Here is a 26,871-nt window from a genome sequence, read left to right on the forward strand (position 1 = left end):
GCCAATCCTGCGCGAACGGTCATGTCAGGCTTTGCCAATTCTTGCCGCCTTGTCCTTGTCGACCCACCACAGCGCTTCGACCGGAAAGTCGAAATCGGGTTTCCGCCCGGGAAAGCCGAACATGTCCCAATAGGCGCTTCGATGATTCGCCAGGAACCAACTTGGAATCCAATCGCGCCGTGCACGCAAGACCCGGTCGAGCGCACGCATGGCGATTGTCAGGCTTTCGCGGTCCTTGGCGGCGCCGGCGGCGTCGACCAGGGCGTCGATGGCCGGGCTCGATGTTCCCGGCAGATTGCGTGTGCCCGATAAGGTTGCGGTTCGCGAGTGGAAAAAGGTTTCGAGGTCGTCACGAGTTGGCGTCGCCGGAAGCCGGGCCGCAACCGAGATAAGATCGTAGTCGAACGAATTCTGCCGCAGCTGATACTGCGCGGCATCGACCAGCCGGATAGAGGCATCGATGCCGACCGCCTTCATGTTTTCCACCCAAGGCGAGTAAACCTGCTCGAAGACCTCGTCATCGACAAGAAACTCTGCCGACAGTCGACCGCCCTTGTCGTTGACGACGAAATTGCCGGAGCGTTTCCAGCCGGCGTCAGTTAGGAGCTTGGCTGCCTTGCCAAGCAAATGGCGGTCGCGCCCGGAACCGTTCGACACGTCTTGTGTGACGGCTTCGCCAAAAGCCTCGGCCGGAATCTGGCCGCGTAGTGGCTCGAGCAAGGCTAGTTCCTGTGGCGACGGGACGCCCTCGGCGCGAAAATCGGATTGCTCGAAGCAGGATTGCGAGCGCTCATAGGAGCCGTAAAAGAAATTGCGCCGCGTCCATTCGAAGTCGAAGCAGAGCCCGATCGCTTGCCGCACGCGCGGGTCGCGGAATTGCTCCCGCCGCTGATTGACGGCGGTGGCCTGCATGGAAGGCATCGTTTCGGCCGGGAATTCGCGCTTCACCACCTTGCCGGCAATGAAGGCGGGGAAGTCGTAGCCCGTCGCCCAGACTCGCGACACGAATTCTTCCTTGTAGAGGATCTCTCCCTTCTTGAACGCTTCGAAGGCAACGTTGCGATCCTGGTAGAACTCGACACGAATGCGCTGAAAATTGTTCTGGCCGCGATTGACCGGCAGGTCGTTGCCCCAATAGTCGGCCACTCGCTCATATTCGATCCAGCCTCCTGCCGACCAGCGACCGACCTTGTAGGCGCTTGACCCGAGCGGCGGATTCATCTGCGAGGAATCGAACGGGTTGGCCGTATAGAAAGCCTTCGACAGGATCGGGAACGCAACGACGTTGAGGATGGTGCGGGTTGTCTGCTTGCCGGAGAAGGCAAGCTTCAACGTGTGAGCATCGATGGCGATCGCGTCGTTCAGATGTGTCAGCGGCAGCGAATAGTCCGGATGCCCCTTGTCCTTCAACAGCTTGAAGGTGAAGGCGGCGTCCTCGGCCGTCAGCGGCGTGCCGTCATGGAAACGAGCCTGCGGACGCAGCGAGAAGGTGAACCCGTTGCGGTCGTCTGAAATCGTCACGCTGTCAGCGATCAGCCCGTAGACGGCGTCAGGTTCGTCGAACGCTCTCACCATCAGCGAATCGAAGCACATCTCCATACGCTGCGGCGAATCGCCTTTGGGAACGAACGAATTCAGCGTGTTGAAGGTCAGCGGCGTCTGGTTGGAGCCCCAGTTGCGCGGCAGGAAGTTGAACGTACCGCCTTGCGGCGCATCGACATTGACATAGTCGAAATGGGTGAAATCCGGCTTGTATTTGAGGTCGCCGAATGCCGACAGCCCATGCAGTTTCACATCGGTCGGGCTGGCGGCGAAGGCACGGCCCGGCAGTAGCGCGGCGGTAGTTGCCGCGGCGCCAAGCGTCAGGAAGCCACGACGAGGTAGCATCGACTGCTGCCCCATCAATCGCTACCCTTGTATTTGGCCGCGAGCGCCTTTTCCTTCTCGGGGTCGATCCACCAGGAATCGATATCGGCGCCGCGGTAGCTTGGCTGCTTGTCCGGAATCCCGAACTTGTTCCAGTAGGCGAGCCACACTACCGCACGGTAGTATTGCGGCACGACGTAATAGTTCCACAGCATCACCCGGTCGAGCGCATGGGTGACGGCCACGAGATCGTGGCGGTCGGTGGCAAAGATGATGCGGTCGACAAGGGCGTCCACGACCGGATCCTTGATGCCGGAAAAGTTGCGCGATCCCGGTGTGGCTGCGGCCTTCGAACTCCAGAAATCACGTTGCTCGTTGCCGGGCGATTCCGATTGCTGCAGCAGGTTGGTGATGACATCGTAATCGAAATTGTTGACGCGGTTGATGTATTGGCTCTGGTCGATGATGCGCAGCGTCGCATCGACGCCGATTTTGCGCAGATTGGCGATATAGGTGCCGGAAAGGACCTGGTCCGTTTCACTTGAGCCGATGATCTCGAACTTGAACGGCTCGCCGGTCTTGGCGTTGACCATCTTGCCGCCCTTAATCACCCAGCCGGCCTTGGCGAACAGATCGACCGCCTGCTTCAGGTATTTGCGCTCGGCTTGCGGCGTGTCATAGACCGGCAGCTTGAACGCCTGCGTGAAAAGCTCGGGCGGCAGTTTGTCGCGATATTTTTCCAGGATTTCCAGCTCCTTGCCTTGCGGCAGGCCACTCGATGCCAGCTCCGTACCTTGGAAGTAGCTGCTGGTACGGGTGTTGAAGCCGAAGAACAGCGTACGGTTCATTGTCTCGAAATCATACGCATAGGTCAGTGCCTCGCGTACAAGGCGATCCTGGAACAGCGGCCGCCTCAGGTTGAGCATGAAGGCCTGCATCGGCTCCGGCGAGGTGGTCTTGAATTCCTGCTTGATCACGTCGCCGGCCTTGATCGCCGGGAAATCATAAAACGTCGCCCACTTCTTCGAGCTGTTTTCCGGCTTGATATCGTCGAGCCCGCCCTTCTTGAAGGCTTGCCAGGCGGCATTGTCGTCAAGAATATAAGTGAAGCGCTGGGTGTCGAAATTCTCGCGACCGATCTTCACCGGCAGCTTGGCGGCCCAATAGTCCGGCACGCGCTGCCAGACGATTTCCGAGCCCGGCTTGAAGCTGGCAATCTTGTAGGCTGCTGAGCCAAGCGGCGGCTCCAGCGTCCCCTTGGTGATGTCGCGCTTCTTGCCGTTGGGGTCGGTGCCTTCCCACCAATGCTTGGGCAGAACGACGAGGTCGCCAAGGATCTTGGGCAGTTCGCGGTTGCCCTTTTGGCTGAAATGGAATTCGACCTCGCGGTCCGAGATCGCGACGGCCTCGGTGACGTTCTCGAAATAGCGGCTGTACATCGGGCTGTTCGCCTTCAGCACCTGGAACGACCAGATCACATCGTCGACGGTGATCGGCTGCCCGTCATGCCACTTCGCGCGCGGGTCCAGCCGGTAGGTCGCCGAGGAATAATCGGCCGGATATTTGTAGGCGTCGGCGATCAGCGGGTGGCTGACGCTGCCTTCGTCGGTCGCCTGGTCCATCAGCGTATCGTAGAGCAGGCCGCCGCCGATCGGTTGGAAGCCGGCGGCCGGCGCTCCTTGCACGATGTAGGGATTGAAGCTGTCGAATGTCCCTTGGACGACGGAGTTGTAGCCCCCGCCCTTGGGCGCGTTCGGGTTGACGTAGTCGTAGTGCTGGAAATTGTCGCCGTATTTCGAGTCGCCGATCAACGATGAGGTGGTTCGCCACTCGTCGGCCCGGGTCGCCTGCAGTCCCGCCACCAGAAGGGCCGCCGCCAGCAGCGACCTGAGAAGCGTTCGGCCAACCGTCATGCACTATCCTCTTCGCGATGCGTTTCTCCGGATCATCCAGAAAAGGCAATCTAGATGATTTGGCGCTCCTGGAAACCGCCATGCGCGGCTTTGTCGCCGCATATGCGTTTTCCTAACAAAAAAGCCGGGCAGAACCCGGCTTTTCTATGAACGCTTTGATGACAATTTGGTTATTTGGCCGGCGCGGCTGGTGCCGGAGCCGCAGGCGCGGCAGGCTTGGCCGGCGCCGCGCCGTCAGCCGGCTTGGCCGGTGCGGCGCCAGCGGCGGGCTTGGCGGGTGCGCTGGCGTCGGCGGCGGCTCCCGGTGCCGGCAGCGGCTTGGGATTGTCCGACAGTGTGCGCAGATAGGCGATGACGTTGGCGCGGTCCTCGTCCTTGGGCAGGCCGGCGAAACCCATGGCCGTGCCCTTCACGAATTTCTTCGGCGAGGTGATGAAGTGGTTGATGTTGTCATAGGTCCACTTCTCGGTGCCGCCCTTGGAAAATTCCTTCATGCCGGCCGAGTAGGCGAAGCCTTCGTGTTCGGCGACGGGACGATCGACGAGGTCCCACAGATCGGGGCCGACCTTGTTGGGTCCGCCCTTTTCGCCGGAATGGCAGGCCTGGCATTTCTTGAAGACGGCAGCGCCCGCCTCGACATTGGCGGTCTGCAGCAGATCGGCGATCGGCTTGGCCGCGGCGGCCGGCGCTGCGGCGCCGCCTTCGGCGGGCTCGGCTGCCTCGATGGCGAAACCGGGCTTCTCGGGAGCCGGCGAGGCAAACAGCGCGTCGGATACCAGGCCGACCGAGAAAACGACGAAAACGGTTCCGAGCAATCCGGCGAGCAGTTTGTTGACTTCGTTGGAATCCATACGCCCCTTGCTCCCTTTTCCGGCGGACCGAACCGTCCACTCCGTCCGTCGGTATCGAGACCCGCCCTCCAGAGCCGGTCAAATCGGGCGGAAACTAGGTCTTTTGCTCCGGCGTTGCAACACCTATAAGGGCGCTGCCAGTGAGACCTTTTGCCACTTTTCCCCTCCTCTTTTCGAACGCCTTGCCACAGCCATGTCCACCCTGATCCTGATACCGGCCCGCATGGCCTCCACCCGCCTGCCGGGCAAGCCGCTGGCCGACATATCCGGCGCGCCGATGATCGTCCATGTCGCCCGTCGCGCGGCCGAGGCCGGCCTCGGGAGGGTGGTGGTGGCGACCGACACGCAAAGCGTCGCCGAAGCGGTGCGCGCGCATGGTTTCGAGGCGGTGATGACGCGCATCGATCATGAATCCGGCTCCGACCGCATCCACGAGGCGCTGGCCGCCCTCGATCCCGGTCGCAGGGTCGAAACGATCGTCAATGTCCAGGGCGACCTGCCGACCATCGATCCCGGCATCATTGCCGCCTCGCTCAGGCCGTTAGACGACGCGACGGTGGATATCGCCACGCTCGGCGTCGAGATCGTCCGCGATGAGGAAAAGACCAACCCGAACGTCGTCAAGATCGTCGGTTCGCCGCTGTCAGCAACGCGGCTGAGGGCGCTCTATTTCACCCGCGCCACAGCACCTTGGGGCGAGGGGCCGCTTTATCACCATGTCGGTCTCTACGCCTATCGCCGCGCGGCACTCGAACGCTTCGTCGCGCTGAAACCGTCGCCGCTGGAGCGCCGCGAGCGGTTGGAACAGTTGCGGGCGCTGGAGGCTGGCATGCGCATCGACGCCGAGATCGTCCGGTCGCTGCCGTTCGGCGTCGACACGCCGCAAGACCTTGAGCGCGCCCGAACCATCCTTTCAAACTGAGAAATCCCTTCGACACCGTGAATCGAGACCCGGCCATGCCTGAAAAGACCAACAGAATATCCTTCCAGGGCGAGCCGGGCGCCAATTCCGACACCGCCTGCCGCAACGTCTATCCCTGGATGGAGCCGTTGCCGTGCCCGACCTTCGAGGATGCCTTCAACGCCGTCGAGACCGGCAAGGCCGACCTTGCCATGATCCCGATCGAGAACACCATCGCCGGACGCGTCGCCGACATCCATCATCTGCTGCCGGAATCGCGGATGCACATCGTGGGCGAGTATTTCCTGCCGATCCATTTCCAGCTGATGGTGCTGCCCGGGGTCAAGCGCGACGAAATCAAGACGGTTCACAGCCACATCCACGCGCTTGGCCAGTGTCGCAAATACATCCGCAAGAACGGCTGGAAGGCGGTCGTCGCCGGCGATACCGCCGGTGCCGCCAAGATGATCTCCGAGGTCAAGGACCGCACCATGGCCGCGCTGTCGCCGGCGCTGGCCGCGACGCTCTACGGGCTCGATATCATCGAGGAAAATGTCGAGGACACCGATTCCAACGTCACCCGCTTCGTCGTCCTGACCAAGAGCAAGCAATGGGCCGAACGGCCGTCGGCCGACACCAAGATGATGACGACTTTCATCTTCCGCGTCCGTAACGTGCCGGCGGCGCTCTACAAGGCCATGGGCGGTTTCGCCACCAACGGCATCAACATGACCAAGCTGGAGAGCTATCAGCTCGGCGCTTTCACCGCCACGCTGTTCTACGCCGACATCGAGGGCCATCCCGACGATCCGCTGGTCAAGCTGGCGCTGGACGAGTTGCGCTTCTTCTCCCGCGAGGTGCGGATCCTGGGCGTCTACCCGGCCAGTGAGTCGCGTGAGCAGTGGAAAGTCGCTGACTGACCGCGTTCAGCGTGATTTCCTGGACAAACGGAAACCGTTGGTCCGAGAAAACCGCTACCCACTTTTCGGGATCATGCTTAAATCACAGCGCCCAGCGGCACATAGTCGATCTCGAGAAATTTCTCGACCTCCGGCCCCCAGCGGTCACGCACGAATGCGACATGGTCGGGGTGGTCGTTGTATCTGGTGTAGGCGGCCTGGTCGGCGAACTCCATCGAGAAGCCGAACTGATAGTCGTTCTTGGGGCTGATCTGCCGCAACTGTTCGAAATGCGTGACGCCCCGGATCGCCGAGAGGATTTTCTTGGCGTCGACGAGGAACCGCTTTTCCTCGAGCGAGTGCGGCGGGTGCTTCAGCGTGAAGACGACGGTGTGACGGATCATTTGTCTCTCCTGCAATGACTTTCAGTATTCGCTGTCGACCCAGGCGCGGATGAGGTGATGCGCGATCGCCCCTTTCGGCGGCGTGACCAGATTGCCGGGATGCTCCCTGGCCAGCATAAGCCGCACCTCGTCGCGGCCGAACCAGCGGCAGTCTTCCAGCTCGTTGAGATCGGCCTGGATGTCATCGTTGAGCGGCTCGCCGAAGCAGCCGATCATCAGCGAATAGGGAAACGGCCAGGGCTGGCTGGCGTGGTAGACGACGCGGCCGAGCCGGATGCCGGCTTCCTCCAGTGTTTCGCGGCGCACCGCGGCCTCGATCGTCTCGCCTGGTTCGATGAAGCCGGCAAGCGCCGAATACATGCCCGGCGCGAAGTGCCGGCCGCGCCCGAGCAGGCATTTTTCCCGCGTCGCCGTCAGCATGATCGCAACCGGGTCGGTGCGCGGAAAATGCTCGGTGCCGCAATTCGGGCAATGGCGCTTGTAGCCGCCGGCCCGCATTTCGGATTGCGTGCCGCACTTGCTGCAGAACCGATGGCTGGCGTGCCAGGCGAGCAGGGCCGCCCCTTGCGCCATTGCCCCGGCCGCCGCTTCGTCGATCAGTCCTTGCATGTAGACAGAGCGGTAGTCGACCGCCTTGACGGTCTCGGGCAACTGTTCGGCCTCGATTCCGACAGGCATCGCCAGCACCGGCCCCTGTTCGGTATAGCCGAGCAACACGCCCTGCGCCAAGGACGGCTTGAAGGGCTCGCTCCCGGCGGCGTCGAACCAGGGATCGAGACTGCCGCCTGTTCCAAGCTTCAGGTGGAGCCGGCCGCCATTCATCAGCAAAAGCCGTGTCGTCGGATCCGCCAGCGCGTTGTCGACCGAATCGTCGGCGCGATTCTCGGATTGCCGGTTGATCGTGTTGCCGGCAAAGCCGACGAACTGGCTCGGCTCGCGCAAAGGCGCGTCAAACAGGCGGAAGCTCATGCGGTCTCTGATGCTTTGGGATGGACATGTCTGGGAATGAACGTGTCTTGGAACAACACTGGGGAAGGCTTATAGCGCCGCCCTTATGGTTTCGGCAAACCGGCGCAGGTCGGAACCCTGATAGGGATCGCGCAGGCCATACCCCCACACCGGGCCGGGCCAGCCGGGATCGCCTTCGGACCGTGCGACGATATGGATATGCAGTTGGCGCACGATATTGCCGAGCGCGCCGGTGTTGATCTTGGTGCAGCCGCTGACTTTTTTCAGCGCCTGAGCCACCATGTTGGTCTCGAAGGTCAGCATCGTCTGGTCGAGCGGCGTCATGTCGTGGATTTCTTCCGCGCCCAGCCGCTGCGGCACCAAGAGCAGCCATGGCCAGCGACGGTCGTTCATTACCCGCAATTCGCACAGCCCAAGCCACATCAACTGCTCGCTGTCCGCCTCCAGCCGGGCATCCAGCGTGAATCCGGCCTTCAGGCCCGGCAGCATCGGCGTTTCCCTTGCTTTTCTGTTTTCCTCAAACCATGGACGCTAGAGCGGCTGCATCGGGGCTGCAAGCGAATCTCTCTTGTGATGGCGCTGATTTGCCTGCGCACTTGCATTTCGTCGCGCAATTGCCGATATGGACATCGGGAGGTTGGTGGTGGACGATCCACTCGCCAACCGGGTCAGGTCCGGAAGGAAGCAGCCCTAACGAGCCCGGAACGGGTCATTGTTCCAGCCTCCCACCTCATCGGCCCTCCTCGCGACATTGACGACGCATTGCAGCGCGGGCGAGACTATGCGCAGGAATCGGCGCCTTTGGGCGCGCCCTTTTGGAGCTTAACGGGCGAATGAGCGAAGCCGGAAATTCGGGGCCAAAAAGCCCGGAGAATGGAAAGGCCGCCGCCTACCGCGTGCTGGCGCGCAAATACCGTCCGTCGAATTTTTCCGAGTTGGTCGGCCAGGAGCCGATGGTGCGCACCCTCACCAACGCCTTTTCCACCGGCCGCATTGCCCAGGCCTGGATGCTGACCGGCGTGCGCGGTGTCGGCAAGACCACCACGGCGCGCATCCTGGCGCGGGCGTTGAACTACAAGACCGCGACCGTCGACCAGCCTTCCGTCGACCTCGCCGTGCTCGGCGAGCATTGCCAGGCGATCATGGAAGGCCGCCATGTCGACGTCATCGAAATGGACGCCGCCTCGCACACCGGCATCGACGACATCAGGGACATCATCGAGCGCGTGCGCTACGCGCCGGTCTCGGCCCGCTACAAGGTCTACATCATCGACGAAGTGCACATGCTGTCGACGCAGGCCTTCAACGGCCTGCTGAAAACGCTGGAAGAGCCGCCGCCGCACGTCAAATTCATTTTCGCCACCACCGAAATCCGCAAGGTTCCGATCACCGTCCTGTCGCGCTGCCAGCGCTTCGACCTCAGGCGCATCGATGCCGGCGCGCTGGTGGCGCATCTCTCCTCGATCGCCGCCAAGGAAGGCATTTCGGTCGACGACGACGCGCTGGCGATGATTGCGCGCGCGGCCGAAGGCTCGGCTCGCGATTCGCTCTCCATCCTCGACCAGGCGATCGCGCACGGCGCCGGCGCCGTCAGCGCCGAAGCGGTGCGGGCCATGCTGGGCCTGGCCGACCGCGCCCGGATCGTCGATCTGTTCGAACATGTGATGAAGGGCGACGTGGCGGCGGCACTCGCCGAATTCCGCGCGCAATACGACACCGGCGCCGATCCGGCCGCGGTGCTGACCGATCTTGCCGAATTCAACCATCTCGTCACCCGGTTGCGTTTCGTGTCGACCGCCATGGACGATGCATCGCTGTCGCAGGACGAGCGCCAGCGCGGCGCCGATTTCGCCAAAGCGCTGTCGGTGCGTGTGCTGTCGCGGACCTGGCAGATGCTGCTCAAGGGAATTCCCGAGGTGCAGTCCTCCAACCGGCCGGTCAGTGCCGCCGAAATGGTGCTGATCCGGCTGGCGCATGCCGCCGACCTGCCGACTCTGGACGAGGCGTTGCGATCGCTCGAGGGCGCGGGGCCGGTTCAGAATGGCGTATCGCGCCCGAATGGTGCCCCTGCCGGTCCTGGCAATGGCGGCGGGGCCAGCGCGGTGGCGCAGGCGCGCATGCCATCCGGTTCGGGTGGCGCGCAGACCATGCGGCTGGTCGAGGCGACGCCGGCGCCGGCCGCCTTCGTTGCGCCGCCCGCGCCGGTGTCCGAGCCGCAGCAGGTGCCGGTCAGGTCGCTGGCCGACATCGTTGCGCTTGCGGACGCGCAGCGCGACATAGCCTTCAAGGTGCTGATCAAGCGTTGCATCCGTCCCGTCCGCTTCGAGCCCGGCCGCATCGACGTCAGCCTGACCGACGATGCGCCCAAGCTGCTGCTCAACGACCTGACGACGAAATTGCGCGCCTGGACCGGGCGCAACTGGCTAGTGTCGTTGTCGAAGGAAGAGGGCGGCCAGACGCTGGCCGAAATGGAATCGACCAAGCGCGAAAACGCCTTCCTCGACGCAAAGAGCGATCCGACGGTTGCCGCCATCCTGGCGCGCTTTCCCGGCGCCAAGATCATCGACGTGCGCATTCCCGACGCCCCGGAGGCGGACACGACCGAGGCCGAAATGCCGGTCGAGCCGCCGGCGGATGACGACGAGACCTGATAAAACAAGACAAGGATCGGACCATGAAAGATCTTCTCGGCCTGATGGGCAAGGCGAAGGAAATGCAGGCCAAATTCCAGGCCATGCAGGATGAGATCGCCACGATCGAATCCGTCGGCCAGGCCGGCGGTGGCCTGGTCAGCGTCACCTTGAGCGGCAAGTTCGAGATGAAGGTGCTGAAGATCGACCCGTCCCTGTTCAAGGAGGATGAGGTCGAAATCCTCGAGGACCTGATTCTGGCCGCCCACAATGACGCCAAGGCCAAGGTCGAGCAGATCATGCAGGAAAAGACCAAGGCGCTGACATCAGGCCTGCCGATCCCGCCGGGAATGAAATTGCCGTTCTGATGCATCTCGCCCAAGACCGTGCAGCGGTGTTGGGCAACGGCGTGCATAAAAGTTTAACCCAGCGGCGATGCGCCCATGACCGAAGAGCCGTCCGAAAGACTGATCGAGCAGCGTATCCGCAACAGGATCTACGAGATTCTGGAAATCCTCGCCGATTGCGATGCCGGCGTCGATATTGTCGGCATCAAGGGTTACTTCTACCTGTTCGAGGATTTCGTGCACCGCCCGTCGATCGAGGCCGGCACGTCGGCGCTTTCGAAGGATGAGCGTGCGGTCGTGCTGGAGATCGCCGAATTCCTCGAGGCGGCCTCTGAAACAAATCCCGATTTCACCAAGGCCGAATTCATCGACAGCGACTGGCCGGGAAAGATCGCGCCGGCGGCCAGGGACGCACGGGCGCTGTTCCTCAGGCGCGGTCTGTTTTCGGAGAAGGTCGAGGAGGCTGAGCCTGGTCAGCCGACGGCTATTGCGGCCGCGCGGTAGCGATTCCCGGAAAACCGCGACGAGGCTTTTCCGTCGGCAATTGCGGCGAAACCAAGAGAGAGCGGTCATCGCTTTCGTGAAATGACGGCTCGATCTATCTGGAATACCTCGAAATTGTGCCTTTTTGGCAACAGTACGTTGTTAATAACGTTTTGGCCATCATTTTGCCCGAAAGTGTCTCATTCTTGCCGCAGCCTGGGGCGGGCATCGAAGTGAGAGGGTAACCTGTTGATCGTTATGCGATGGAAGACGCCGCTGTTGCTCGGCGTCATCACGTCTCCCCTGTTTTTGGCTGCCTGCAGCCAGACCACTTCGCACGGCATGTCCGTTGCCGGCCTGACCAACGCCATCACGCCGAGTTTCCTGACGTCGCGCGCTTCCAGCCACTCGCCGAAGGACAGGGAGTGCCTGGAAAGGGCGATGTTCTTCGAATCCAACCGTTCGAGCCGTGATGGCATGATCGCTGTCGGCACCGTGGTCATGAACCGGCTGCGCTCCGGCAACCACGGCAGCACCATCTGCCAGGTGGTCGGCGAGCCGGGGCAATTCGCGCCTGGCGTCATGACCAGGCCGATGAATTCGCGCGCCATGCCCGATGTCGAGGAAGCGGCCGATGCAGTGCTCAAGGGCGAGCGCAAGGCCAAGCTGAAGAACACGATGTATTTCCACACCGCCGGCCTGCGCTTCCCCTACAAGAACATGCACTACACCATGGTTGCCGGCGGCAATGCCTTCTACGAGAAGCGCGGCCGCAACTGGCAGCCGCTGCCGGATGAACCAATGGTGGCGCTTGCTTCGGCCGGGTCCGAGATAGTCAAGCCGGCCGCCCCGGTGACGATGGTGGCCTCGGCCGAACCGGCGCGCCCGAACAAAACGTCCCGCGCCGCTCCGGCGCAGCAGGTCTATATGACCGCCGCCGCGGAACCGGCCCGTCAGCCCAAGACCAAGACCGCCCCGGCTCAAGAGGCCTATGTGACCGCGGCTGTGGCGCCTGCTGCGAAGGCGGAGCGCGTGAGCGTGAAGCCGACAATGGTCGCGATGCAGGAGCCGATGGAAGAACCGGATGCCGCCCGTTTCGGCGGAACCTTGAACAACCGCGTCATTTCCTCGGTTCAGGGTGCGCCGCAAGAAGCGGCGATGGGGTTCCAGTCGACGCCCGAGAACACCGACGCCATTGGGGCGATGATCGCCAGCCAGTCCCGACCGCTCGAGGTCAACTGATTCGTGTTGCCGGCGTGTCGCATGGCGGCATGGCGACGATGCGCGAACGCGGGATGTTCCAAAGCGCTCTGAAAAATCCTAGATCAGAGCGATGTCCAAGCGAATCGCCGGTCCCGAGATCGAACGCCTGATCCAGCTCCTGGCCAAGGTGCCGGGGCTCGGGCCCCGTTCCGCCAGGCGCGCGGCTCTGCATCTGATCAAGAAGAAGGAACAGTTGCTGTCGCCGCTCGCCGCCGCCATGGGCGAAGCCGCCGACAAGGTGCGCATCTGTTCCACTTGCGGCAATGTCGACACATCGGACCCTTGCATGATCTGCACCGATCCGCGCCGCGACGCCGCCACGCTGATCGTCGTCGAGGACGTCTCGGACCTCTGGGCGTTGGAGCGAGCAGCCGCCATGAACGTGCGCTACCATGTGCTCGGCGGCACGCTGTCGCCGCTCGATGGTGTCGGCCCCGACCAGCTCAACATCCGCTCATTGATCGACCGCGTCGCCGGCGGCGAGGTCAAGGAGATCATCCTCGCCGTCAACGCGACGGTCGAGGGGCAGACGACCGCGCACTACCTCACCGACCAGCTGTCCGGCTTCGACATCAAGGTGACAAGGCTGGCACATGGCGTGCCGGTCGGCGGTGAACTCGACTATCTCGACGAGGGCACGCTCGCCGCCGCGCTGCGCTCCAGGACGGCGTTTTGATGCAATGGCGGGGATGTTTGCCGAGATGACCGCATTCCTTCGCACAATGACCTTCGCCTTGGTCGCGGCTCTTACCGCTCTCCTCCTCGCAGCCCCCGCCTCGGCGGCCAAGATCGACGACCAATTCCGCGCCTGGCTGCAGAACGACCTCTGGCCCGAGGCCACGGCCAAAGGCATCTCCAGGCAGACATTCGATGCCGCCTTTGACGGCATAAAGCCCAATTTGAAGCTGCCCGACCTTGTCATGCCCGGCGAGAAGCCGAAGACGCCGCAGAAGCAGCATCAGGCCGAGTTCGGCTCGCCCGGCGCCTATTTCGCCGAGAAGACGGTTCGTGCGGTGACGGCAGGCGGCCGCGCGCGCGAAGCCGCCAATGCCAAGACGCTTGCCGCGATCGAAAAGCGATATGGCGTGCCCGGCGAGATTCTTCTGGCGATCTGGGGCCGCGAGACCGGCTTCGGGGCGGCAAAGATGCCTTACAACGCCTTCGAGGTGCTGGGCACCAAGGCGTTCATGTCGACGAAGAAGGATTTCTTCCGCACCGAGCTTTTGGCCGCGCTGGAGATCGTCCAACGCGGCCTGGCCCCGGTCGGCGCGATGAAATCGTCCTGGGCCGGTGCGCTTGGCCAGCCGCAATTCATGCCGACCTCCTTTCTCAAGCATGCCGTGGATTTCGACGGCGATGGCCGCGTCGATATCTGGAACTCGACGCCCGACGTGCTTGCCTCGATCGCCAATTATCTCGTCCATTATGGCTGGGTGAGGGGACGCGGCTGGGGGGTCGAGGTGACCGTGCCCGACAGCGTCTCCTGCTCGCTGGAAGGTCCCGATCAGGGCAAGAAGATCTCTGAGTGGGCTGGCATGGGCATCAAGCGCGTCGGCGGCAAGCCGTTTCCCGCCAGCGAGCTGCAGGCGGAGGGCTTCCTGCTGATGCCGGCCGGCCGCAGCGGGCCGGCTTTCATCGCCACCCCCAATTTCTATGTGCTGAAGGAATACAACACCAGCGACCTCTATGCGCTGTTCATCGGCCATGGCGCCGACCGTATTGCGCATGGCGACCAGAATTTTTCCGGCAGCTGGGGGCCGGTCGGTGATCTCCATCGCTCCGACATCGCCGCCCTGCAGCGGGCGCTGCAGGCCAAGGGCTATGATGTCGGCGGCTCCGACGGCCTGCCGGGCTTCAAGACCCGCCGTTCGATCGGCAAGTGGCAGACCAAGAACGGCCAGGCAGCGACCTGCTTTCCCGACGCCGGCCTGGTCGGACGGCTGAAATAACTCGAAAAATTGGCAAATTTTTCTCGCCCGGCGGCCTCGCTTGGCTGACCTGTGCGTCGACGCGCTGCCCGCCATTCTGCTCCAATGGGCCGTTCTGCAAATGCTCGTTGCCCGTCACAAAGCGGCCCGATATGCTGTTGACCAATTGGACAAAAACCACGACGGTACGAGGCTGAAGGGCTGTCGTTTGGCCCCGACAAAATTCTGCAACCCTGAGCCGGGAACTCAGGACAACAACCAACAAAACAGGGAACAATCACCATGATGATGGAAAAGTTTGCTCTTCGCTCGCGTGCCTTGCTAGCGGGCGCGGCGATGTCCGCGCTGCTCGTTGGCGCGGCGCCAGCCTTCGCCGTCACGCCCGCCGACACGCTGGTCGAGGGATTCGCCATCGACGACATCATCTCCATGGATCCGGGCGAAGCGTTCGAGTTGTCGACCGCCGAAGTCACCGGCAACACCTATGACCTACTGGTCCGTCTCGACCTCAGCGACACCTCCAAGGTCAAGCCCGATCTCGCGGAGAGCTGGACCGTCTCCGACGATGGCCTGACCTACACTTTCAAGCTGAAGTCGAGCCTCAAGTTCGCCTCGGGCAACCCGATCACCGCGGCCGACGTCGCCTATTCGTTCGAGCGCGCCGTCAAGCTGGACAAGAGCCCGGCCTTCATCATCGACCAGTTCGGCATCAGCGGCGACAATGTCACCGAAAAGGCCAAGGCAATCGACGACACCACCTTCCAGTTCACCGTTGACAAGGCCTATGCGCCGAGCTTCGTGCTGAACTGCCTGTCGGCCACCGTCGCTTCCGTTGTCGACGCCAAGCTGGTCAAGGAGCATGTCGCCGCGGTGACGCCAAGCGCCGACTACAAATGGGACAACGACTTCGGCAATGCCTGGCTGAAGACCGGCTATGCCGGCTCCGGCGCCTACAAGCTGCGCGAATGGCGCGCCAACGAAGCCGTCGTCATGGAGCGCAACGACAACTATCACGGAGAAAAGGCCAAGCTAGCCCGTGTTATCTACCGCAACATGAAGGAAAGCTCGGCCCAGCGCCTGGCGCTCGAAGCCGGTGACATCGACGTCGCCCGCAACCTCGAGCCGAATGACCTCGACGCCATCGCCAAGAACGCCGATCTCACCACCACCAGCGCGCCGAAGGGCACCGTCTACTACATCAGCCTCAACCAGAAGAACCCGAACCTCGCCAAGCCCGAGGTGCGCCAGGCCTTCAAATATCTGGTCGACTACGATGCGCTGAGCTCGACCATCCTCAAGGGTATCGGCGAAATCCACCAGTCGTTCCTGCCCAAGGGCGACCTCGGGGCCATCGACACCAATCCCTTCAAGCTCGACGTTGCCAAGGCCAAGGAATTGCTGGCAAAGGCCGGCCTGGCCGACGGCTTCAGCGTCACCATGGACGTACGCACCGGTCAGCCGACCACCGGCATGGCGGAATCCATCCAGCAGACGCTCGGCCAGGCCGGCATCAAGCTGGAGATCATTCCCGGCGACGGCAAGCAGACGCTGACCAAGTACCGGGCCCGCAACCATGACATCTACATCGGCAATTGGGGTCAGGATTATTTCGATCCGAACTCCAACGCCCAGACCTTCGCTTCCAACCCCGACAATTCGGATGGCGGCAAATCCCACACGCTCGCCTGGCGCAATGCCTGGGACATTCCGGACCTGACCAAGGAAACCGAAGCGGCACTGCTGGAGAAGGATGCGGGCAAGCGCGCCGACATGTACAAGGATCTGCAGCAGAAGATCCTCGACACCAGCCCCTTCGTCATCATCCATCAGCAATTGGAAGTGGCTGGGCTGCGCAAGAACCTCAAGGGCTTCGCGCTCGGTCCGAGCTTTGACAGCAACTTCGTCGGCCCGGTCTCGAAAGAATAAAGTCGACGGACGCGCCACATGAGCGCGATTGAAAACGAGAGCGGGCGCGGCAGCGCCCGCGCCGTCGCCATTGCGTCGGCGATCGGCCGTTTCCTGGTCATCGCGGTGACGACCTATCTTGGTCTTCTCGCCGTCACCTTCTTCATCGGCCGCGTCATCCCGATCGACCCTGTGCTGGCCGTGCTCGGGGACCGGGCGCCGGCCAATGTCGTCGAGCGCACGCGCCGCGAGATGGGCCTCGACCTGCCGTTGATCGAGCAGTTCTACATCTATGTAAGAAATGCCCTGAGCGGTGATTTCGGCACCTCCGTGCTGACCACCAATCCGGTCATGACCGACATTCGCCGCGCCCTTCCGGCAACGACGGAGCTGGCGACGCTGGGAACGCTGATCGGCGCGCTGTTCGGCGTGCCGCTCGGCGTGCTGGCCGCGGTCAGGCGCGGCAGCATCATCGACCAGGTCGTGCGCGTCATCGGCCTGATTGGTTATTCCGTGCCGATCTTCTGGCTCGGCCTGCTTGGCCTCGTCCTGTTCTACGCCAAGCTGCAATGGGTGGCTTTTCCGGCCCGGCTCGATGTCGTCTACGAATACACCTTCACGCCGATCACCGGTTTCTACCTTCTCGATTCGGCGATGCAAGGTCAGTGGGATGTCTTCTGGGACGCCTTCCGTCACATCATTCTGCCGGCCTCGCTGCTGGGCTATTTCTCGCTCGCCTATATCAGCCGCATGACGCGCTCGTTTATGCTCAACGAACTCGCGCAGGAATACATCGTCGCCGCGCGCGCCAAGGGCTTGTCGGAAACCCGCATCATCTGGGGCCACGCGCTGCGCAACGCGGCGGTGCCGATGGTAACGGTGATCGCGCTCTCCTATGCCGGCCTTCTCGAAGGCTCGGTGCTGACCGAGACCGTCTTCTCCTGGCCCGGCATCGGTCTCTACATCACCAACTCGCTGCAGAACGCCGACATGAACGCCGTGCTCGGCGGCACCATCGTCATCGGTTCGGTGTTCATCGGCATCAACCTTCTGTCCGATCTTCTCTACCGCGTGCTCGATCCAAGGACCAAGACAGGATGAGCACAGACACCATCCAGAGCCGTCGCGACTGGCTGCTCAGCGAGCGGCCGGCCTCGCGCATGCAGGCAAGGCTCGGCCGCGCCTATGTCGCGTGGCGGCGTTTCTCGGCCAACCGGCTGGCTTTTGTCGGCCTGCTGATCATCATCGCCTTGCTCGTCATCGCGGCCCTTGCCGGCGTGTTGGCACCCTATTCGCCGACCTTCGGCGACCTGAAGAACGCGCGACTGCTTGCGCCCAGCGCCGAGCACTGGTTCGGCACGGACGACCTCGGCCGCGATATTCTTTCGCGCATCCTCTACGGTTCGCGCTGGACGCTCTATGTCGTCATCCTGGTCGCCATCATCGCCGCCCCCATCGGTCTTCTGGTCGGCACCGTCGCCGGTTACGCCGGCGGCTGGACCGATGCCATCCTGATGCGCATCACCGACATCTTCCTCGCCTTCCCGAAGCTGGTTCTGGCGCTGGCCTTCGTCGCGGCACTCGGGCCCGGCATCGAGAACGCGGTGCTGGCGATAGCCATCACCTCTTGGCCGCCATATGCTCGAATTGCTCGCGCGGAAACGCTGACGGTGCGCAATTCCGATTACATCAAGGCGGTGCAGCTGATGGGCGCCTCGCCCTTCCGCATCGTGCTGCGCCACATCATGCCGCTCTGCATCTCCTCGCTGATCGTCCGGGTGACGCTCGACATGGCCGGCATCATCCTCACCGCCGCCGGCCTCGGTTTCCTCGGCCTCGGCGCGCAGCCGCCGCTGCCGGAATGGGGCACCATGATCGCGTCCGGTCGCCGCTTCATCCTCGACCAATGGTGGGTGGCCGGCGCGCCGGGCTTCGCCATCCTCATCGTCAGCCTCGGCTTCAACCTGCTCGGCGACGGACTGCGCGATGCCCTTGATCCCCGGAGCGGTGACCAATGAGCGGTACGCTGCTTGAAGTCGACGATCTTCGGGTCGATTTTCCGACCCGCACCGGCCTGGTCCAGGCCGTGCGCGGCGTGTCCTTCACGCTCGGCCGCGAGCGGTTGGGCATTGTCGGCGAAAGTGGATCCGGCAAGTCGCAGACCGGCCGTGCCGTCATGGGCCTGACGCCGCCGCAGGCTCGGATATCGGCCAGGAAACTGGCCTTCGACGGCATCGACCTGCTCGGCATCTCGCCGCGCCAGCGCCGGGCGCTGCGGGGAAACCGCATCGCCATGATCCTGCAGGATCCGAAATACTCGCTCGACCCGGTGATGAGCATCGGCCGCCAGATCGTCGAAACCCTGCGCACGCATGAGAAGGTCTCCAAGGCAGAGGCGCGCGAGCGCGCGCTGGCCATGCTGGAAGCGGTGCAGATCCGTGATCCGAAACGCGTTTTCGACCTGCACCCGCACGAAGTCTCCGGCGGCATGGGTCAGCGCGCCATGATCGCCATGATGCTGATCGCCGGACCGGAAATGATGATCGCCGATGAGCCGACCTCGGCGCTCGACGTGACCGTGCAACTCGACGTGCTCGGCATCCTCGATAAATTGGTCAGCGATCGCGGCATGGGCCTGATCTTCATTTCGCATGATCTGCGCCTGGTCTCGTCCTTCTGCGATCGCGTCATCGTCATGTATGCCGGCAAGGTGGTCGAGCAGCTCAAGGCCTCCGAACTCGGCCAGGCCCAGCATCCCTACACGCGCGGCCTGCTCAACTGCATGCCCAGGATCGGCTTCGAGCGCCACCCGCTGCCGGTGCTCGACCGCAAGCCGGAGTGGGCGGCATGACAGCTGCGATCACCGTCGACGGGCTGGAAGTGATCTTCGACCGGTTTCGCGCGCTGAAAGGCGTCAGCCTCGAAGTCAGGTCAGGCGAATCCTTCGGCCTGGTCGGCGAGAGCGGTTCCGGCAAATCGACGCTGCTCAGGGCAATCGCCGGCCTTGCGCCGGTCGCCTCGGGCAGCATCACCGTCAACGGCAAGACACTCGGCGCGCGCCGCGACAAGGCCTTTTATCGCGAAGTGCAGATGGTCTTCCAGGATCCTTATGGCTCGCTGCACCCGCGCCAGACCGTCGACCGCCTGCTGCAGGAGCCGCTTGCCATCCACGGTTTCGCCGATGGCGAAAAGCGCATAGAACGCGCGCTCGACGAGGTCGGGCTCGGCAACGGTTTCCGCTTCCGCTACGCACATCAATTGTCGGGTGGCCAACGCCAGCGTGTGGCGATCGCACGCGCGCTGATCCTCGAGCCGTCAATCCTGCTGCTCGACGAGCCGACCTCGGCGCTCGATGCCTCGGTGCAGGCGGAGGTACTCAACCTGCTGGAGGAGGTCCGCCGGCGGCGCAAGCTGACCTTCCTGATGGTCAGCCACGACCTCGCCATCATCACCCATATGTGCGAGCGGCTGATGGTGATGCAAGGCGGCGAGGCGGTCGAGAACCTCACCGCAGCCCAACTTGTCGCGCACCGCGTCGCCGAGGATTATACGCGCAATCTGTTGCGAGCCAGCGAGGGGTTCGTGAGGGCGTAGCCAAACTCTTTGAATCGACTTCCTTGGCGCAAAGCGCGCGTCAGGCTGCTTCGCCCTCAGGCAAGGCCTCGCTTTGTCCGGCTTGGCTCGATCGCTTCGGCTCCTTGATCCTGAACCACGTCACATAAAGCGCCGGCAGGAACAGCAGCGTGATTGCCGTACCCGCGATGATGCCGCCCATCATGGCATAGGCCATCGGTCCCCAGAACACTTCGCGGGCGATCGGTATGAGCGCCAGGCTGGCGGCGGCCGCCGTCAGCGCGATGGGCCGCATGCGGTGCTCGGTCGCCTCGATGACGGCCGCCCAGCGGTCCTTGCCTTCGGCGACGAGGTCCTCGATCTGCACGATCAGGATGACCGAGTTGCGGATCAGGATGCCGATCAGCGCCAGCACGCCGAGGATGGCGACGAAGCCGAGCGGCGCGCCGCTCGGTACCAGGGCCGCGACCACGCCGATCAGCCCGAGGGGCGCCACCGCCACCACCAGGAACAGGCGCTGGAAGCTCTGCAACTGGATCATCAGGATGGTGGCCATCACGAACAGCATCAGCGGCACCACGGCCGCGATCGGACCCTGGCTCTTGGCGCTTTCCTCGACCGAGCCGGCGGTCGCGACCGAGTAGCCCGGCGGCAGCTTGCCGATGAAGGCATCGACCGATGGCTTCAGCTCGTTGACCACGGTGGCCGGCAGCACGTCGCCGACCAGTCCGGCGCGCACGGTGATCGTCGGAATGCGGTCGCGCCGCCATACCGTCGGCTGTTCGAGGTCGTAGTGGAAATTGGCCACCGCCGCGAGCGGGATCGCTTCCCCGGTGCTGGTCGGCAACTGCATGTTCTGCAGCGTCTCGATCGAGCCGCGTTCGGCATCGCGTGAGCGCGCCACGACATTGATGAGATAGGTGGCATCGCGGACCTGCGTGATGGTGGCGCCGCCGACCGTGCTGTTGAGCGCGCTGGCGATGTCGGAAGAGGTGATGCCGAGCTGGCGTGCCTTGTCCTGCAGCACATCGACCCTCAGCACGCGTTGCGGCTCGTTCCAGTCGAAGGTGGGTGCTGCCAGTTTCGGATTGGCCGAGATCACACCGGCGAATTGTTGCGCCAGCTCGCGCACCCTCTGTATGTCGGGACCGCCGACGCGATACTGCACCGGACGGCCGACAGGCGGCCCGAGCTCGAGCAATTTGACGAAGGCGTCGGTGCCGACAAATTCTTCGCGCAACAGCTTCTCCAGTGCCGGCTTGACCCGGTTGCGCGCCTCGATGCTCTTGGTGACGATCACGGTCTGGCCGAAATAGGGGTTGGCCGGCTGCACGTCATAGGCCAGCACGAAGCGCACCGCGCCCTGGCCGACATAGGACGAGAAATGATCGATATCGGGATTGCCGACCAGCGCCCGCTGCTCGAACCGCTCCATCTGGTCGCGGGTCTCGGCGATCGAGGAATTCTGCGGCAGGTTCCAGTCGACGATCAGCTCGGGCCGGTCGGAAGGCGGGAAGAACTGCTGCTGGACGAGACCGAAGCCGGCGATCGAGGCGCCAAACAACAACACCGTGGCGATGATGGTCAGCCAGTGGTGGCGCACCGAGCCGATAAGCACGCTCCGGAACAGCGAAGTGAAGCGCCCCGGCTGGTCGTGGTGTTTCGTCTTCATCGCCGCCGGCAGGATGGTGACGCCGAGCAGCGGCGCGAACAGCACCGCCACGATCCATGACACCAGCAGCGACACGGCGATGACGACGAACAGCGTGAACGTGTATTCGCCGGCAGCACTCGAATTGAGCCCGATCGGGATGAAGCCGGCGACCGTCACCAGCGTGCCGGTCAGCATCGGGAAGGCGGTCGATGTGTAGACATAGGTCGCCGCCTTGCGCAGATTGTCGCCGACCTCCAGCCGCGCCACCATCATCTCGACCGCGATCATGGCGTCGTCGACCAAAAGGCCGAGCGCGATGATCAGCGCGCCGAGCGAAATGCGCTGCAGCGAAATGCCGAGATAGGCCATGACCGTGAAGGTGATGGCCAGCACCAGCGGGATCGACAGGGCCACGACGAAGCCGGCCCGCATGCCCAGGCTGATGAAAGATACTGCGAGCACGATGGCCACAGCCTCGAACAGGGCGCGGGTGAAGCCCGAGACGGCCTCCTCGACGATGACCGGCTGGTCGGCGACCAGATGCACGCCGACACCGACCGGCAGGTCGGCCAGCACCTTGTTCATCTCCACATGCAGCGCCTCGCCGAACTGCAGCAGATTGGCGTTCGGCTTCATGCCGATGGCGAGCCCGATAGCGTCCTGGCCGTTGAAGCGGAACAGCGCCGTCGGCGGATCGGCATAGCCGCGCGTGATGGTCGCCACGTCGCTCAGCCGGAAGAAGCGGTCGTTGACGCGCAGATTGATGGCGCGAAGGCTGTCCTCGGAGGTGAACTGGCCGCCGACGCGCACGCTGATGCGCTCCGGTCCGGACTGGATGACGCCGGACGGCGTTATCGCGTTCTGCGCCTGCAGGCTTGCCACGATCGCCTGCTGGTTGAGGCCGAGGGCGGCGATCTGGCGGGTCGAGAATTCGAGATAGATGGCTTCGTCCTGCGCGCCGACGACATCGACCTTGCCGGCATTGGGCACGGTCAGGATCTTGGTGCGGACATCCTCGACATAGTCGCGCAATTGCCGCGGCGTCAGCCCGTCCGATGTGAAGGCGTATATGTTGCCGTAGACATCGCCGAAGCGGTCATTGAAGAACGGCCCCTGCACGCCTTGCGGAAACTGTGCCTTGATGTCGTTGACCATGTTGCGCACCTGAATCCAGTTCGGCACGACATCGCGCGCCTTGGTGGTGTCCTTCAGGTTGACGAAGATGACGGTCTGGCCGGCGGTGGTGACGGATTTGGTGTAGTCGAGACTGTCGAGCTCCTCGAGCTTCTTCTCGATGCGGTCGGTGACCTGTTGCAAGGTCTCCTTGACGGAGGCGCCCGGCCAGTTGGCCTGGATGATCATCGTCTTGATGGTGAAGTTGGGGTCTTCCTCACGGCCGAGATTGAGGTAGGAGAAGATGCCAGCCACGACGAAGACCAGCATGAAATACCAGACCATCGAGCGGTGGCTAAGGGCCCAGTCGGAGAGATTGAAGCCCTTCATCAGACGCCGCCCTCCGGCACTTTGACCTTCTGGCCTTCGCTCAGGCTGTGGACGCCCGCGGTGACGACGCGCATGCCGGCCTTCAGCCCTTCGGCGACGGTAAAGGTGGCGGCACCCTTGGCGGCCACCTTGATCTCTTTCGCGCTCACGCTCGATGTCTGCGGATCGACGATCCACACCTTGTCGGCCCCGTTCTTTTCCAGCAGCGCCGAGATGGGCAGTTCGATCGTCGGTGCCACCTTGGTCACTCGGGTCGCCGTGACCGTCGAGCCGAGCCGGAAGGCCTGCGGCGGATCGGTAAGCGTCAGCTTGACGCGCCGGGTGCGGGTCGAGCCCTCCGCCTGCGGCGCGATCTCGCGAAGCTTGGCCTGGGTCTCGATCGTCGGCAGCGATTGCAGGATGACCTGGAACGGCGTGCCGGCCGTCAGATCGCCGGTCAACTGATCGGGAATATCGACGACGGCTTCGCGCAGATCCGAGCGTGCCACTGTGACGACCGTCTGGCCGGCCGAGACGGTCTGTCCGACCTCGGCGCCGACGGCGGTGACGACGCCGTCGAAATCCGAGAACAGCCTGGCGTATCCAAGTTGCTCCTGCGATTTGGCAAGCGAAGCCTTGGCCCGCTCGACATTGGCTTCCGCGGCTTTGCGTGCCTGCTGCGCGGCGTCGAACACGGCCTGCGACGCGTTGGCCGCGGCGAGCAGCTGGCGCTGGCGCTCCTCGCTGGCGGCGGCGTTGGCGAACTGGGCCTCTGCATTGGAGAGCTCGGCCTTGGCTGCTTGCACCGCCAGCTCCAGCGCGGTCGGGTCGAGCGCGGCGATCGTCGTGCCCTTGCTGACGATGTCGCCGACCTTGACGTCGCGCGAGACGACCCGGCCAAGCAGGCGGAAGGCAAGGTCGGCGCTGACCTGCGGCTCGACCGAGCCGGCAAAGCCGAAGGTCTGCGTGGTGCGCGGCTCGACCACCATCGACAGCACCGGCCGGATGACCTCCGGCGGCTTTTCCTCCGATTTCGAGCAGGCGGCGAGCGCGCCAAGCGCGAACAGGCCGAGCATGATAGGCCGGGTCATTGGCCCGCTCCCGATATCTCGACCGTCTGCCCAGGACTGAGCAACTGCCCGCCCGCGGTCACGACGCTCTCGCCCTCGTTCAGTCCGCTGGTGATGACGACCGTGCCGGAATCGAAGGCCAGCACCTCGACAGGCGTCGTCGCCACCGCCTTGGTCGAGGGGTCGACGATCCACACCGCCGGCTTGCCGGCGCTGGATGTCAGCGCCTGCCAGGGCAGCAGGATCGCCTTCGCCGGCTTGGCGCTGACCGAGCCGATGACGGCCGCCCCCAGCGGCATGCCGGCTGGCGTGTCGGCAATGCCGACCTTGACCCGTATCGAACCGGAAGCCTGGTCGACCGCTGGCGAGATTTCGCGCACCTTGCCTGTCGCCCGCACCTGCGGGTCGGACAGCAATGTGATCGTCACCGCCGGCGAGGCCGGCGTCCTGGCGACCAGCGTCTCCTGCACGTTGAACACAGCATCGCGGTCGCCGTCCTCGGCGACGGTGAAGACGGTTTGTGCCGCCTGCACCACCTGGCCGGTTTCGACCTGACGGGCGGTGATGACGCCGGCGGCGCCCGCCTTAAGCTCGGTGAAGGATAGATTCTGCTGGGCGTTGGCGAATGCGCTCTGCGCGGCATCGACGCTGCCTTGCGCCACCTTCAGCGCCTGGTCGGCGGCGTCATAGTCGCGCCTTGTGGTGAAGCCCTGGGCCAGCAGCGTCTTCTGCCGCTCGAAAGCGGCGGCGGACTGGGTCAGCTGCGCTCGTGCCGCGTCAAGATCGGCCTGTGCGGAGCGCAGGTCGGATTGCTGCTCCTGCGGATCGATGCGGGCAAGCACCGCACCCTGGTCGACATGCTGGCCGACATCGACAAGCCGTTCGGCGATGCGTCCGCCGACCCGGAACGACAGATTGTTCAGCGTGCGCGCCGCGATCACCCCGGTCAGCGAGGTTCTCGGCGCATAGTCGGCCATCGCCACCGTTTCGGTGCGCACCATGATCGGCAGTTTCTTGTCCGCCGCTTCCTGCTTCTGGCAGCCGGCAAGCAGCATTGCGGCTGCGCAGACGCACACGGCCGAGGCTATTGGAAACGACGAAAGGCTGGAGGTTTTGACGGATGGCGGCGAGACGGACGATGTCGCGTTCCTCATCATGGGCTCCCCCAGCCGCGGGTCGCTCGCTGATCGCGATGCCGCGCGGATGTCAGGAGGATAGTCGATCCCCGGAAAAAGGAAACCGGCCTCGTACGCGTATCGTCCGACTGGTTAAGGTCCGGATCTTCCGTCGCAGGCCCAATCGCCCGCCGGTGGTGCCGACTTGAGGAAAACGTGAAATAAGGTCAGAAGACACCTGATCAACGAGGACGGGCGCCGGCCCGATGAGGGATATCATGAAGAATTCAGCCATCTCCGAACGCAAAAACCAGTCGATCTCGCGCGGCGTCGGCATGACCACGCAAATCTATGCCGACCGGGCTGAAAATTCGGAAATCTGGGATGTCGAAGGCCGTCGCTACATCGACTTTTCCTCGGGCATCGCCGTCGTCAACACCGGCCACCGCCATCCCAGGGTGATCGAGGCGGTCAAGGCGCAGCTCGACCGTTTCACCCACACCTGCCACCAGGTCGTGCCCTATGAGAGCTACGTCAGACTGGCCGAACGGCTGAACGCCATGTTGCCCGGCAAGTTCGAGAAGAAGACGATCTTCGTCACCACCGGCGCCGAAGCGGTCGAGAACGCCATCAAGATCGCCCGCAATGCCACCGGACGCCCGGCCGTCATCGCCTTCGCCGGCGGCTTCCACGGCCGCACCTTCATGGGCATGGCGCTGACCGGCAAGGTCGTGCCCTACAAGGTCGGCTTCGGCGCCATGCCGGGAGACGTCTATCACGCGCCGTTCCCGGTGGCGTTGCACGGCGTGTCGGTCGCCGATTCTCTTGCCGCACTCGACCGGTTGTTCAAGGCCGATGTCGATCCGGCCCGCGTCGCCGCCATCATTGTCGAGCCAGTTCAGGGCGAGGGCGGTTTCTACGAGGCGCCGCGCGAATTCCTGACCGCGCTGCGCAAGCTGTGCGACCAGCACGGCATGCTTTTGATCGCTGACGAGGTGCAGACCGGCTTTGCCCGCACCGGCAAGATGTTCGCGATGGATCACCACGACGTCGCGGCCGACATCACCACCATGGCCAAGAGCCTGGCCGGCGGCTTTCCGCTTTCGGCCGTCACCGGCCGCGCCGAGATCATGGATGCGCCGGGCCCCGGCGGCCTCGGCGGCACCTATGGCGGCAGCCCGATCGGCGTTGCGGCAGCGCATGCCGTGCTCGACGTGATCGAGCACGAAAAGCTGTGCGACCGCGCCAACACGCTGGGCGCGCGGCTGAAGCAGCGCCTGCAGTCGATCCGCGACGACGTGCCCGAGATCGTCGATATAAGGGGCCTTGGCTTCATGAACGCGGTCGAGTTCAACGACGTCAAGAAGGGTCTGCCGTCGGCCGAGATCGCCAACGCCATCCGGCTGAAGGCGCTCGACAAGGGCCTGATCCTGCTGACCTGTGGCGTTTACGGCAACGTCATCCGCTTCCTCGCACCGATCACCATCCAGGACGAGGTCATGAACGAGGCGCTCGACATCCTGGAAAGCTCGATCCGCGAAGTCTGCGCTGCCTAGCCTTCCCCCCCTTGTGGGGAGGTCGGACCGAAGGTCCGGGTGGGGGGGCTCGGCGCCGACCC

General features: G+C 63.7%; 23 protein-coding genes and 1 other RNA gene. 15 read left to right on the forward strand and 9 right to left on the reverse strand.

Going from position 1 to position 26,871, the window contains the following annotated elements; all coding sequences use genetic code 11:
• Positions 1–24: 24 nt before the first annotated feature.
• The 3 genes from C1D09_RS26745 to C1D09_RS26755 form a co-directional block, all read right to left on the reverse strand.
• Positions 25–1,887 carry an extracellular solute-binding protein gene (locus tag C1D09_RS26745; protein ID WP_246135888.1) on the reverse strand — a complete coding sequence of 621 codons (1,863 nt, stop codon included), beginning with the start codon at positions 1,885–1,887 and terminating at the stop codon, positions 25–27.
• Positions 1,888–1,901: 14 nt separating this feature from the next.
• Positions 1,902–3,779, reverse strand: coding sequence for an extracellular solute-binding protein (locus tag C1D09_RS26750; RefSeq protein ID WP_143977062.1), 1,878 nt, complete (start codon positions 3,777–3,779; stop codon positions 1,902–1,904).
• Positions 3,780–3,949: 170 nt separating this feature from the next.
• A complete protein-coding gene (locus C1D09_RS26755; RefSeq protein ID WP_143977063.1) occupies positions 3,950–4,630 on the reverse strand; it encodes a c-type cytochrome in 681 nt (226 codons plus the stop codon).
• Positions 4,631–4,823: 193 nt separating this feature from the next.
• Here C1D09_RS26755 and C1D09_RS26760 point away from each other — a divergent pair, with 193 nt between their 5' ends.
• Positions 4,824–5,552 carry a 3-deoxy-manno-octulosonate cytidylyltransferase gene (locus C1D09_RS26760; RefSeq protein ID WP_143977064.1) on the forward strand — a complete coding sequence of 243 codons (729 nt, stop codon included), beginning with the start codon at positions 4,824–4,826 and terminating at the stop codon, positions 5,550–5,552.
• Positions 5,553–5,587: 35 nt separating this feature from the next.
• Positions 5,588–6,451 (forward strand): prephenate dehydratase, encoded by an 864-nt coding sequence (locus C1D09_RS26765; protein ID WP_143977065.1) that lies wholly within the window; start codon positions 5,588–5,590, stop codon positions 6,449–6,451.
• Between the two features lie 77 nt (positions 6,452–6,528).
• Here C1D09_RS26765 and C1D09_RS26770 read toward each other — a convergent pair whose 3' ends face one another.
• From C1D09_RS26770 to C1D09_RS26780, 3 genes are all read right to left on the reverse strand, one after another.
• Positions 6,529–6,834: a Dabb family protein gene (locus C1D09_RS26770; RefSeq protein WP_143977066.1), complete on the reverse strand. Its 306-nt coding sequence runs from the start codon at positions 6,832–6,834 to the stop codon at positions 6,529–6,531.
• A gap of 21 nt (positions 6,835–6,855) precedes the next feature.
• On the reverse strand, positions 6,856–7,803 hold the full coding sequence (nudC, locus tag C1D09_RS26775; RefSeq protein WP_143977067.1) for an NAD(+) diphosphatase: 948 nt from the start codon (positions 7,801–7,803) through the stop codon (positions 6,856–6,858).
• Positions 7,804–7,872: 69 nt separating this feature from the next.
• Positions 7,873–8,292 carry an HIT domain-containing protein gene (locus tag C1D09_RS26780; RefSeq protein ID WP_143977068.1) on the reverse strand — a complete coding sequence of 140 codons (420 nt, stop codon included), beginning with the start codon at positions 8,290–8,292 and terminating at the stop codon, positions 7,873–7,875.
• Positions 8,293–8,435: 143 nt separating this feature from the next.
• On the opposite strand from C1D09_RS26780, the gene ffs reads away from it, so the two are divergent.
• From ffs to C1D09_RS26840, 12 genes are all read left to right on the forward strand, one after another.
• Positions 8,436–8,532: signal recognition particle sRNA small type (ffs, locus tag C1D09_RS26785), an RNA gene on the forward strand.
• A 104-nt stretch (positions 8,533–8,636) separates the two neighbouring features.
• Positions 8,637–10,454 (forward strand): DNA polymerase III subunit gamma/tau, encoded by a 1,818-nt coding sequence (locus C1D09_RS26790; RefSeq protein WP_143977069.1) that lies wholly within the window; start codon positions 8,637–8,639, stop codon positions 10,452–10,454.
• A gap of 23 nt (positions 10,455–10,477) precedes the next feature.
• Positions 10,478–10,801, forward strand: a complete 324-nt coding sequence (locus C1D09_RS26795; protein WP_143977070.1) for a YbaB/EbfC family nucleoid-associated protein — start codon at positions 10,478–10,480, stop codon at positions 10,799–10,801.
• A gap of 75 nt (positions 10,802–10,876) precedes the next feature.
• Positions 10,877–11,284, forward strand: coding sequence for a hypothetical protein (locus C1D09_RS26800; RefSeq protein ID WP_143977071.1), 408 nt, complete (start codon positions 10,877–10,879; stop codon positions 11,282–11,284).
• Positions 11,285–11,512: 228 nt separating this feature from the next.
• Entirely contained in the window at positions 11,513–12,505 is a 993-nt protein-coding gene (locus C1D09_RS26805; RefSeq protein ID WP_143977072.1) for a cell wall hydrolase, read from the forward strand.
• 91 nt (positions 12,506–12,596) lie between these two features.
• The gene (recR, locus tag C1D09_RS26810) at positions 12,597–13,202 is read left to right on the forward strand and encodes a recombination mediator RecR (RefSeq protein WP_056569846.1); all 606 of its coding nucleotides are present in this window, start codon (positions 12,597–12,599) and stop codon (positions 13,200–13,202) included.
• 46 nt (positions 13,203–13,248) lie between these two features.
• A complete protein-coding gene (locus tag C1D09_RS26815; RefSeq protein WP_246135890.1) occupies positions 13,249–14,475 on the forward strand; it encodes a lytic murein transglycosylase in 1,227 nt (408 codons plus the stop codon).
• Positions 14,476–14,736: 261 nt separating this feature from the next.
• A complete protein-coding gene (locus tag C1D09_RS26820; RefSeq protein ID WP_143977074.1) occupies positions 14,737–16,380 on the forward strand; it encodes an ABC transporter substrate-binding protein in 1,644 nt (547 codons plus the stop codon).
• An 18-nt stretch (positions 16,381–16,398) separates the two neighbouring features.
• Positions 16,399–17,460: an ABC transporter permease gene (locus C1D09_RS26825; RefSeq protein ID WP_143977075.1), complete on the forward strand. Its 1,062-nt coding sequence runs from the start codon at positions 16,399–16,401 to the stop codon at positions 17,458–17,460.
• On the forward strand, positions 17,457–18,377 hold the full coding sequence (nikC, locus tag C1D09_RS26830) for a nickel transporter permease (RefSeq protein WP_095198405.1): 921 nt from the start codon (positions 17,457–17,459) through the stop codon (positions 18,375–18,377). The genes C1D09_RS26825 and nikC overlap by 4 nt, the downstream gene beginning before the upstream one ends.
• Positions 18,374–19,210 (forward strand): ABC transporter ATP-binding protein, encoded by an 837-nt coding sequence (locus C1D09_RS26835; protein WP_143977076.1) that lies wholly within the window; start codon positions 18,374–18,376, stop codon positions 19,208–19,210. The genes nikC and C1D09_RS26835 overlap by 4 nt, the downstream gene beginning before the upstream one ends.
• A complete protein-coding gene (locus C1D09_RS26840) occupies positions 19,207–19,953 on the forward strand; it encodes an ABC transporter ATP-binding protein (RefSeq protein WP_143977077.1) in 747 nt (248 codons plus the stop codon). Before C1D09_RS26835 ends, C1D09_RS26840 begins: the two co-directional genes overlap by 4 nt.
• Before the next feature lie 40 nt (positions 19,954–19,993).
• Here C1D09_RS26840 and C1D09_RS26845 read toward each other — a convergent pair whose 3' ends face one another.
• From C1D09_RS26845 to C1D09_RS26855, 3 genes are read right to left on the reverse strand one after another with little or no spacing between them, the layout of a single operon-like run.
• Positions 19,994–23,089, reverse strand: a complete 3,096-nt coding sequence (locus tag C1D09_RS26845) for an efflux RND transporter permease subunit (RefSeq protein WP_143977078.1) — start codon at positions 23,087–23,089, stop codon at positions 19,994–19,996.
• Positions 23,089–24,159, reverse strand: a complete 1,071-nt coding sequence (locus tag C1D09_RS26850; RefSeq protein ID WP_143977079.1) for an efflux RND transporter periplasmic adaptor subunit — start codon at positions 24,157–24,159, stop codon at positions 23,089–23,091. The genes C1D09_RS26845 and C1D09_RS26850 overlap by 1 nt, the downstream gene beginning before the upstream one ends.
• On the reverse strand, positions 24,156–25,295 hold the full coding sequence (locus tag C1D09_RS26855) for an efflux RND transporter periplasmic adaptor subunit (RefSeq protein ID WP_143977080.1): 1,140 nt from the start codon (positions 25,293–25,295) through the stop codon (positions 24,156–24,158). Before C1D09_RS26855 ends, C1D09_RS26850 begins: the two co-directional genes overlap by 4 nt.
• A 236-nt stretch (positions 25,296–25,531) precedes the next feature.
• Between C1D09_RS26855 and C1D09_RS26860 the strand changes: the two genes are divergently transcribed.
• The gene (locus C1D09_RS26860) at positions 25,532–26,809 is read left to right on the forward strand and encodes a 4-aminobutyrate--2-oxoglutarate transaminase (RefSeq protein ID WP_143977081.1); all 1,278 of its coding nucleotides are present in this window, start codon (positions 25,532–25,534) and stop codon (positions 26,807–26,809) included.
• Positions 26,810–26,871: the final 62 nt, after the last annotated feature.

This window comes from Mesorhizobium intechi (genome assembly GCF_002879535.1).
In the GTDB taxonomy this organism is placed as follows: Bacteria; Pseudomonadota; Alphaproteobacteria; order Rhizobiales; family Rhizobiaceae; genus Mesorhizobium; species Mesorhizobium intechi.

What these genes read in the sequence shown, in the direction of transcription:
- C1D09_RS26790 (WP_143977069.1), top strand. Translation starts at nt 8,637, where the DNA reads ATGAGCGAAGCCGGAAATTCGGGGCCAAAAAGCCCGGAGAATGGAAAG.
- C1D09_RS26795 (WP_143977070.1), top strand. Translation starts at nt 10,478, where the DNA reads ATGAAAGATCTTCTCGGCCTGATGGGCAAGGCGAAGGAAATGCAGGCC.
- C1D09_RS26780 (WP_143977068.1), bottom strand. Translation starts at nt 8,292, where the DNA reads ATGCTGCCGGGCCTGAAGGCCGGATTCACGCTGGATGCCCGGCTGGAG.
- nikC (WP_095198405.1), top strand. Translation starts at nt 17,457, where the DNA reads ATGAGCACAGACACCATCCAGAGCCGTCGCGACTGGCTGCTCAGCGAG.
- C1D09_RS26845 (WP_143977078.1), bottom strand. Translation starts at nt 23,089, where the DNA reads ATGAAGGGCTTCAATCTCTCCGACTGGGCCCTTAGCCACCGCTCGATG.
- C1D09_RS26850 (WP_143977079.1), bottom strand. Translation starts at nt 24,159, where the DNA reads ATGACCCGGCCTATCATGCTCGGCCTGTTCGCGCTTGGCGCGCTCGCC.
- C1D09_RS26860 (WP_143977081.1), top strand. Translation starts at nt 25,532, where the DNA reads ATGAAGAATTCAGCCATCTCCGAACGCAAAAACCAGTCGATCTCGCGC.
- C1D09_RS26820 (WP_143977074.1), top strand. Translation starts at nt 14,737, where the DNA reads ATGATGATGGAAAAGTTTGCTCTTCGCTCGCGTGCCTTGCTAGCGGGC.
- C1D09_RS26855 (WP_143977080.1), bottom strand. Translation starts at nt 25,295, where the DNA reads ATGATGAGGAACGCGACATCGTCCGTCTCGCCGCCATCCGTCAAAACC.
- C1D09_RS26765 (WP_143977065.1), top strand. Translation starts at nt 5,588, where the DNA reads ATGCCTGAAAAGACCAACAGAATATCCTTCCAGGGCGAGCCGGGCGCC.
- C1D09_RS26840 (WP_143977077.1), top strand. Translation starts at nt 19,207, where the DNA reads ATGACAGCTGCGATCACCGTCGACGGGCTGGAAGTGATCTTCGACCGG.
- recR (WP_056569846.1), top strand. Translation starts at nt 12,597, where the DNA reads ATGTCCAAGCGAATCGCCGGTCCCGAGATCGAACGCCTGATCCAGCTC.
- C1D09_RS26755 (WP_143977063.1), bottom strand. Translation starts at nt 4,630, where the DNA reads ATGGATTCCAACGAAGTCAACAAACTGCTCGCCGGATTGCTCGGAACC.
- C1D09_RS26825 (WP_143977075.1), top strand. Translation starts at nt 16,399, where the DNA reads ATGAGCGCGATTGAAAACGAGAGCGGGCGCGGCAGCGCCCGCGCCGTC.
- C1D09_RS26770 (WP_143977066.1), bottom strand. Translation starts at nt 6,834, where the DNA reads ATGATCCGTCACACCGTCGTCTTCACGCTGAAGCACCCGCCGCACTCG.
- C1D09_RS26760 (WP_143977064.1), top strand. Translation starts at nt 4,824, where the DNA reads ATGTCCACCCTGATCCTGATACCGGCCCGCATGGCCTCCACCCGCCTG.
- C1D09_RS26745 (WP_246135888.1), bottom strand. Translation starts at nt 1,887, where the DNA reads ATGCTACCTCGTCGTGGCTTCCTGACGCTTGGCGCCGCGGCAACTACC.
- C1D09_RS26815 (WP_246135890.1), top strand. Translation starts at nt 13,249, where the DNA reads ATGACCTTCGCCTTGGTCGCGGCTCTTACCGCTCTCCTCCTCGCAGCC.
- nudC (WP_143977067.1), bottom strand. Translation starts at nt 7,803, where the DNA reads ATGAGCTTCCGCCTGTTTGACGCGCCTTTGCGCGAGCCGAGCCAGTTC.
- C1D09_RS26750 (WP_143977062.1), bottom strand. Translation starts at nt 3,779, where the DNA reads ATGACGGTTGGCCGAACGCTTCTCAGGTCGCTGCTGGCGGCGGCCCTT.
- C1D09_RS26800 (WP_143977071.1), top strand. Translation starts at nt 10,877, where the DNA reads ATGACCGAAGAGCCGTCCGAAAGACTGATCGAGCAGCGTATCCGCAAC.
- C1D09_RS26835 (WP_143977076.1), top strand. Translation starts at nt 18,374, where the DNA reads ATGAGCGGTACGCTGCTTGAAGTCGACGATCTTCGGGTCGATTTTCCG.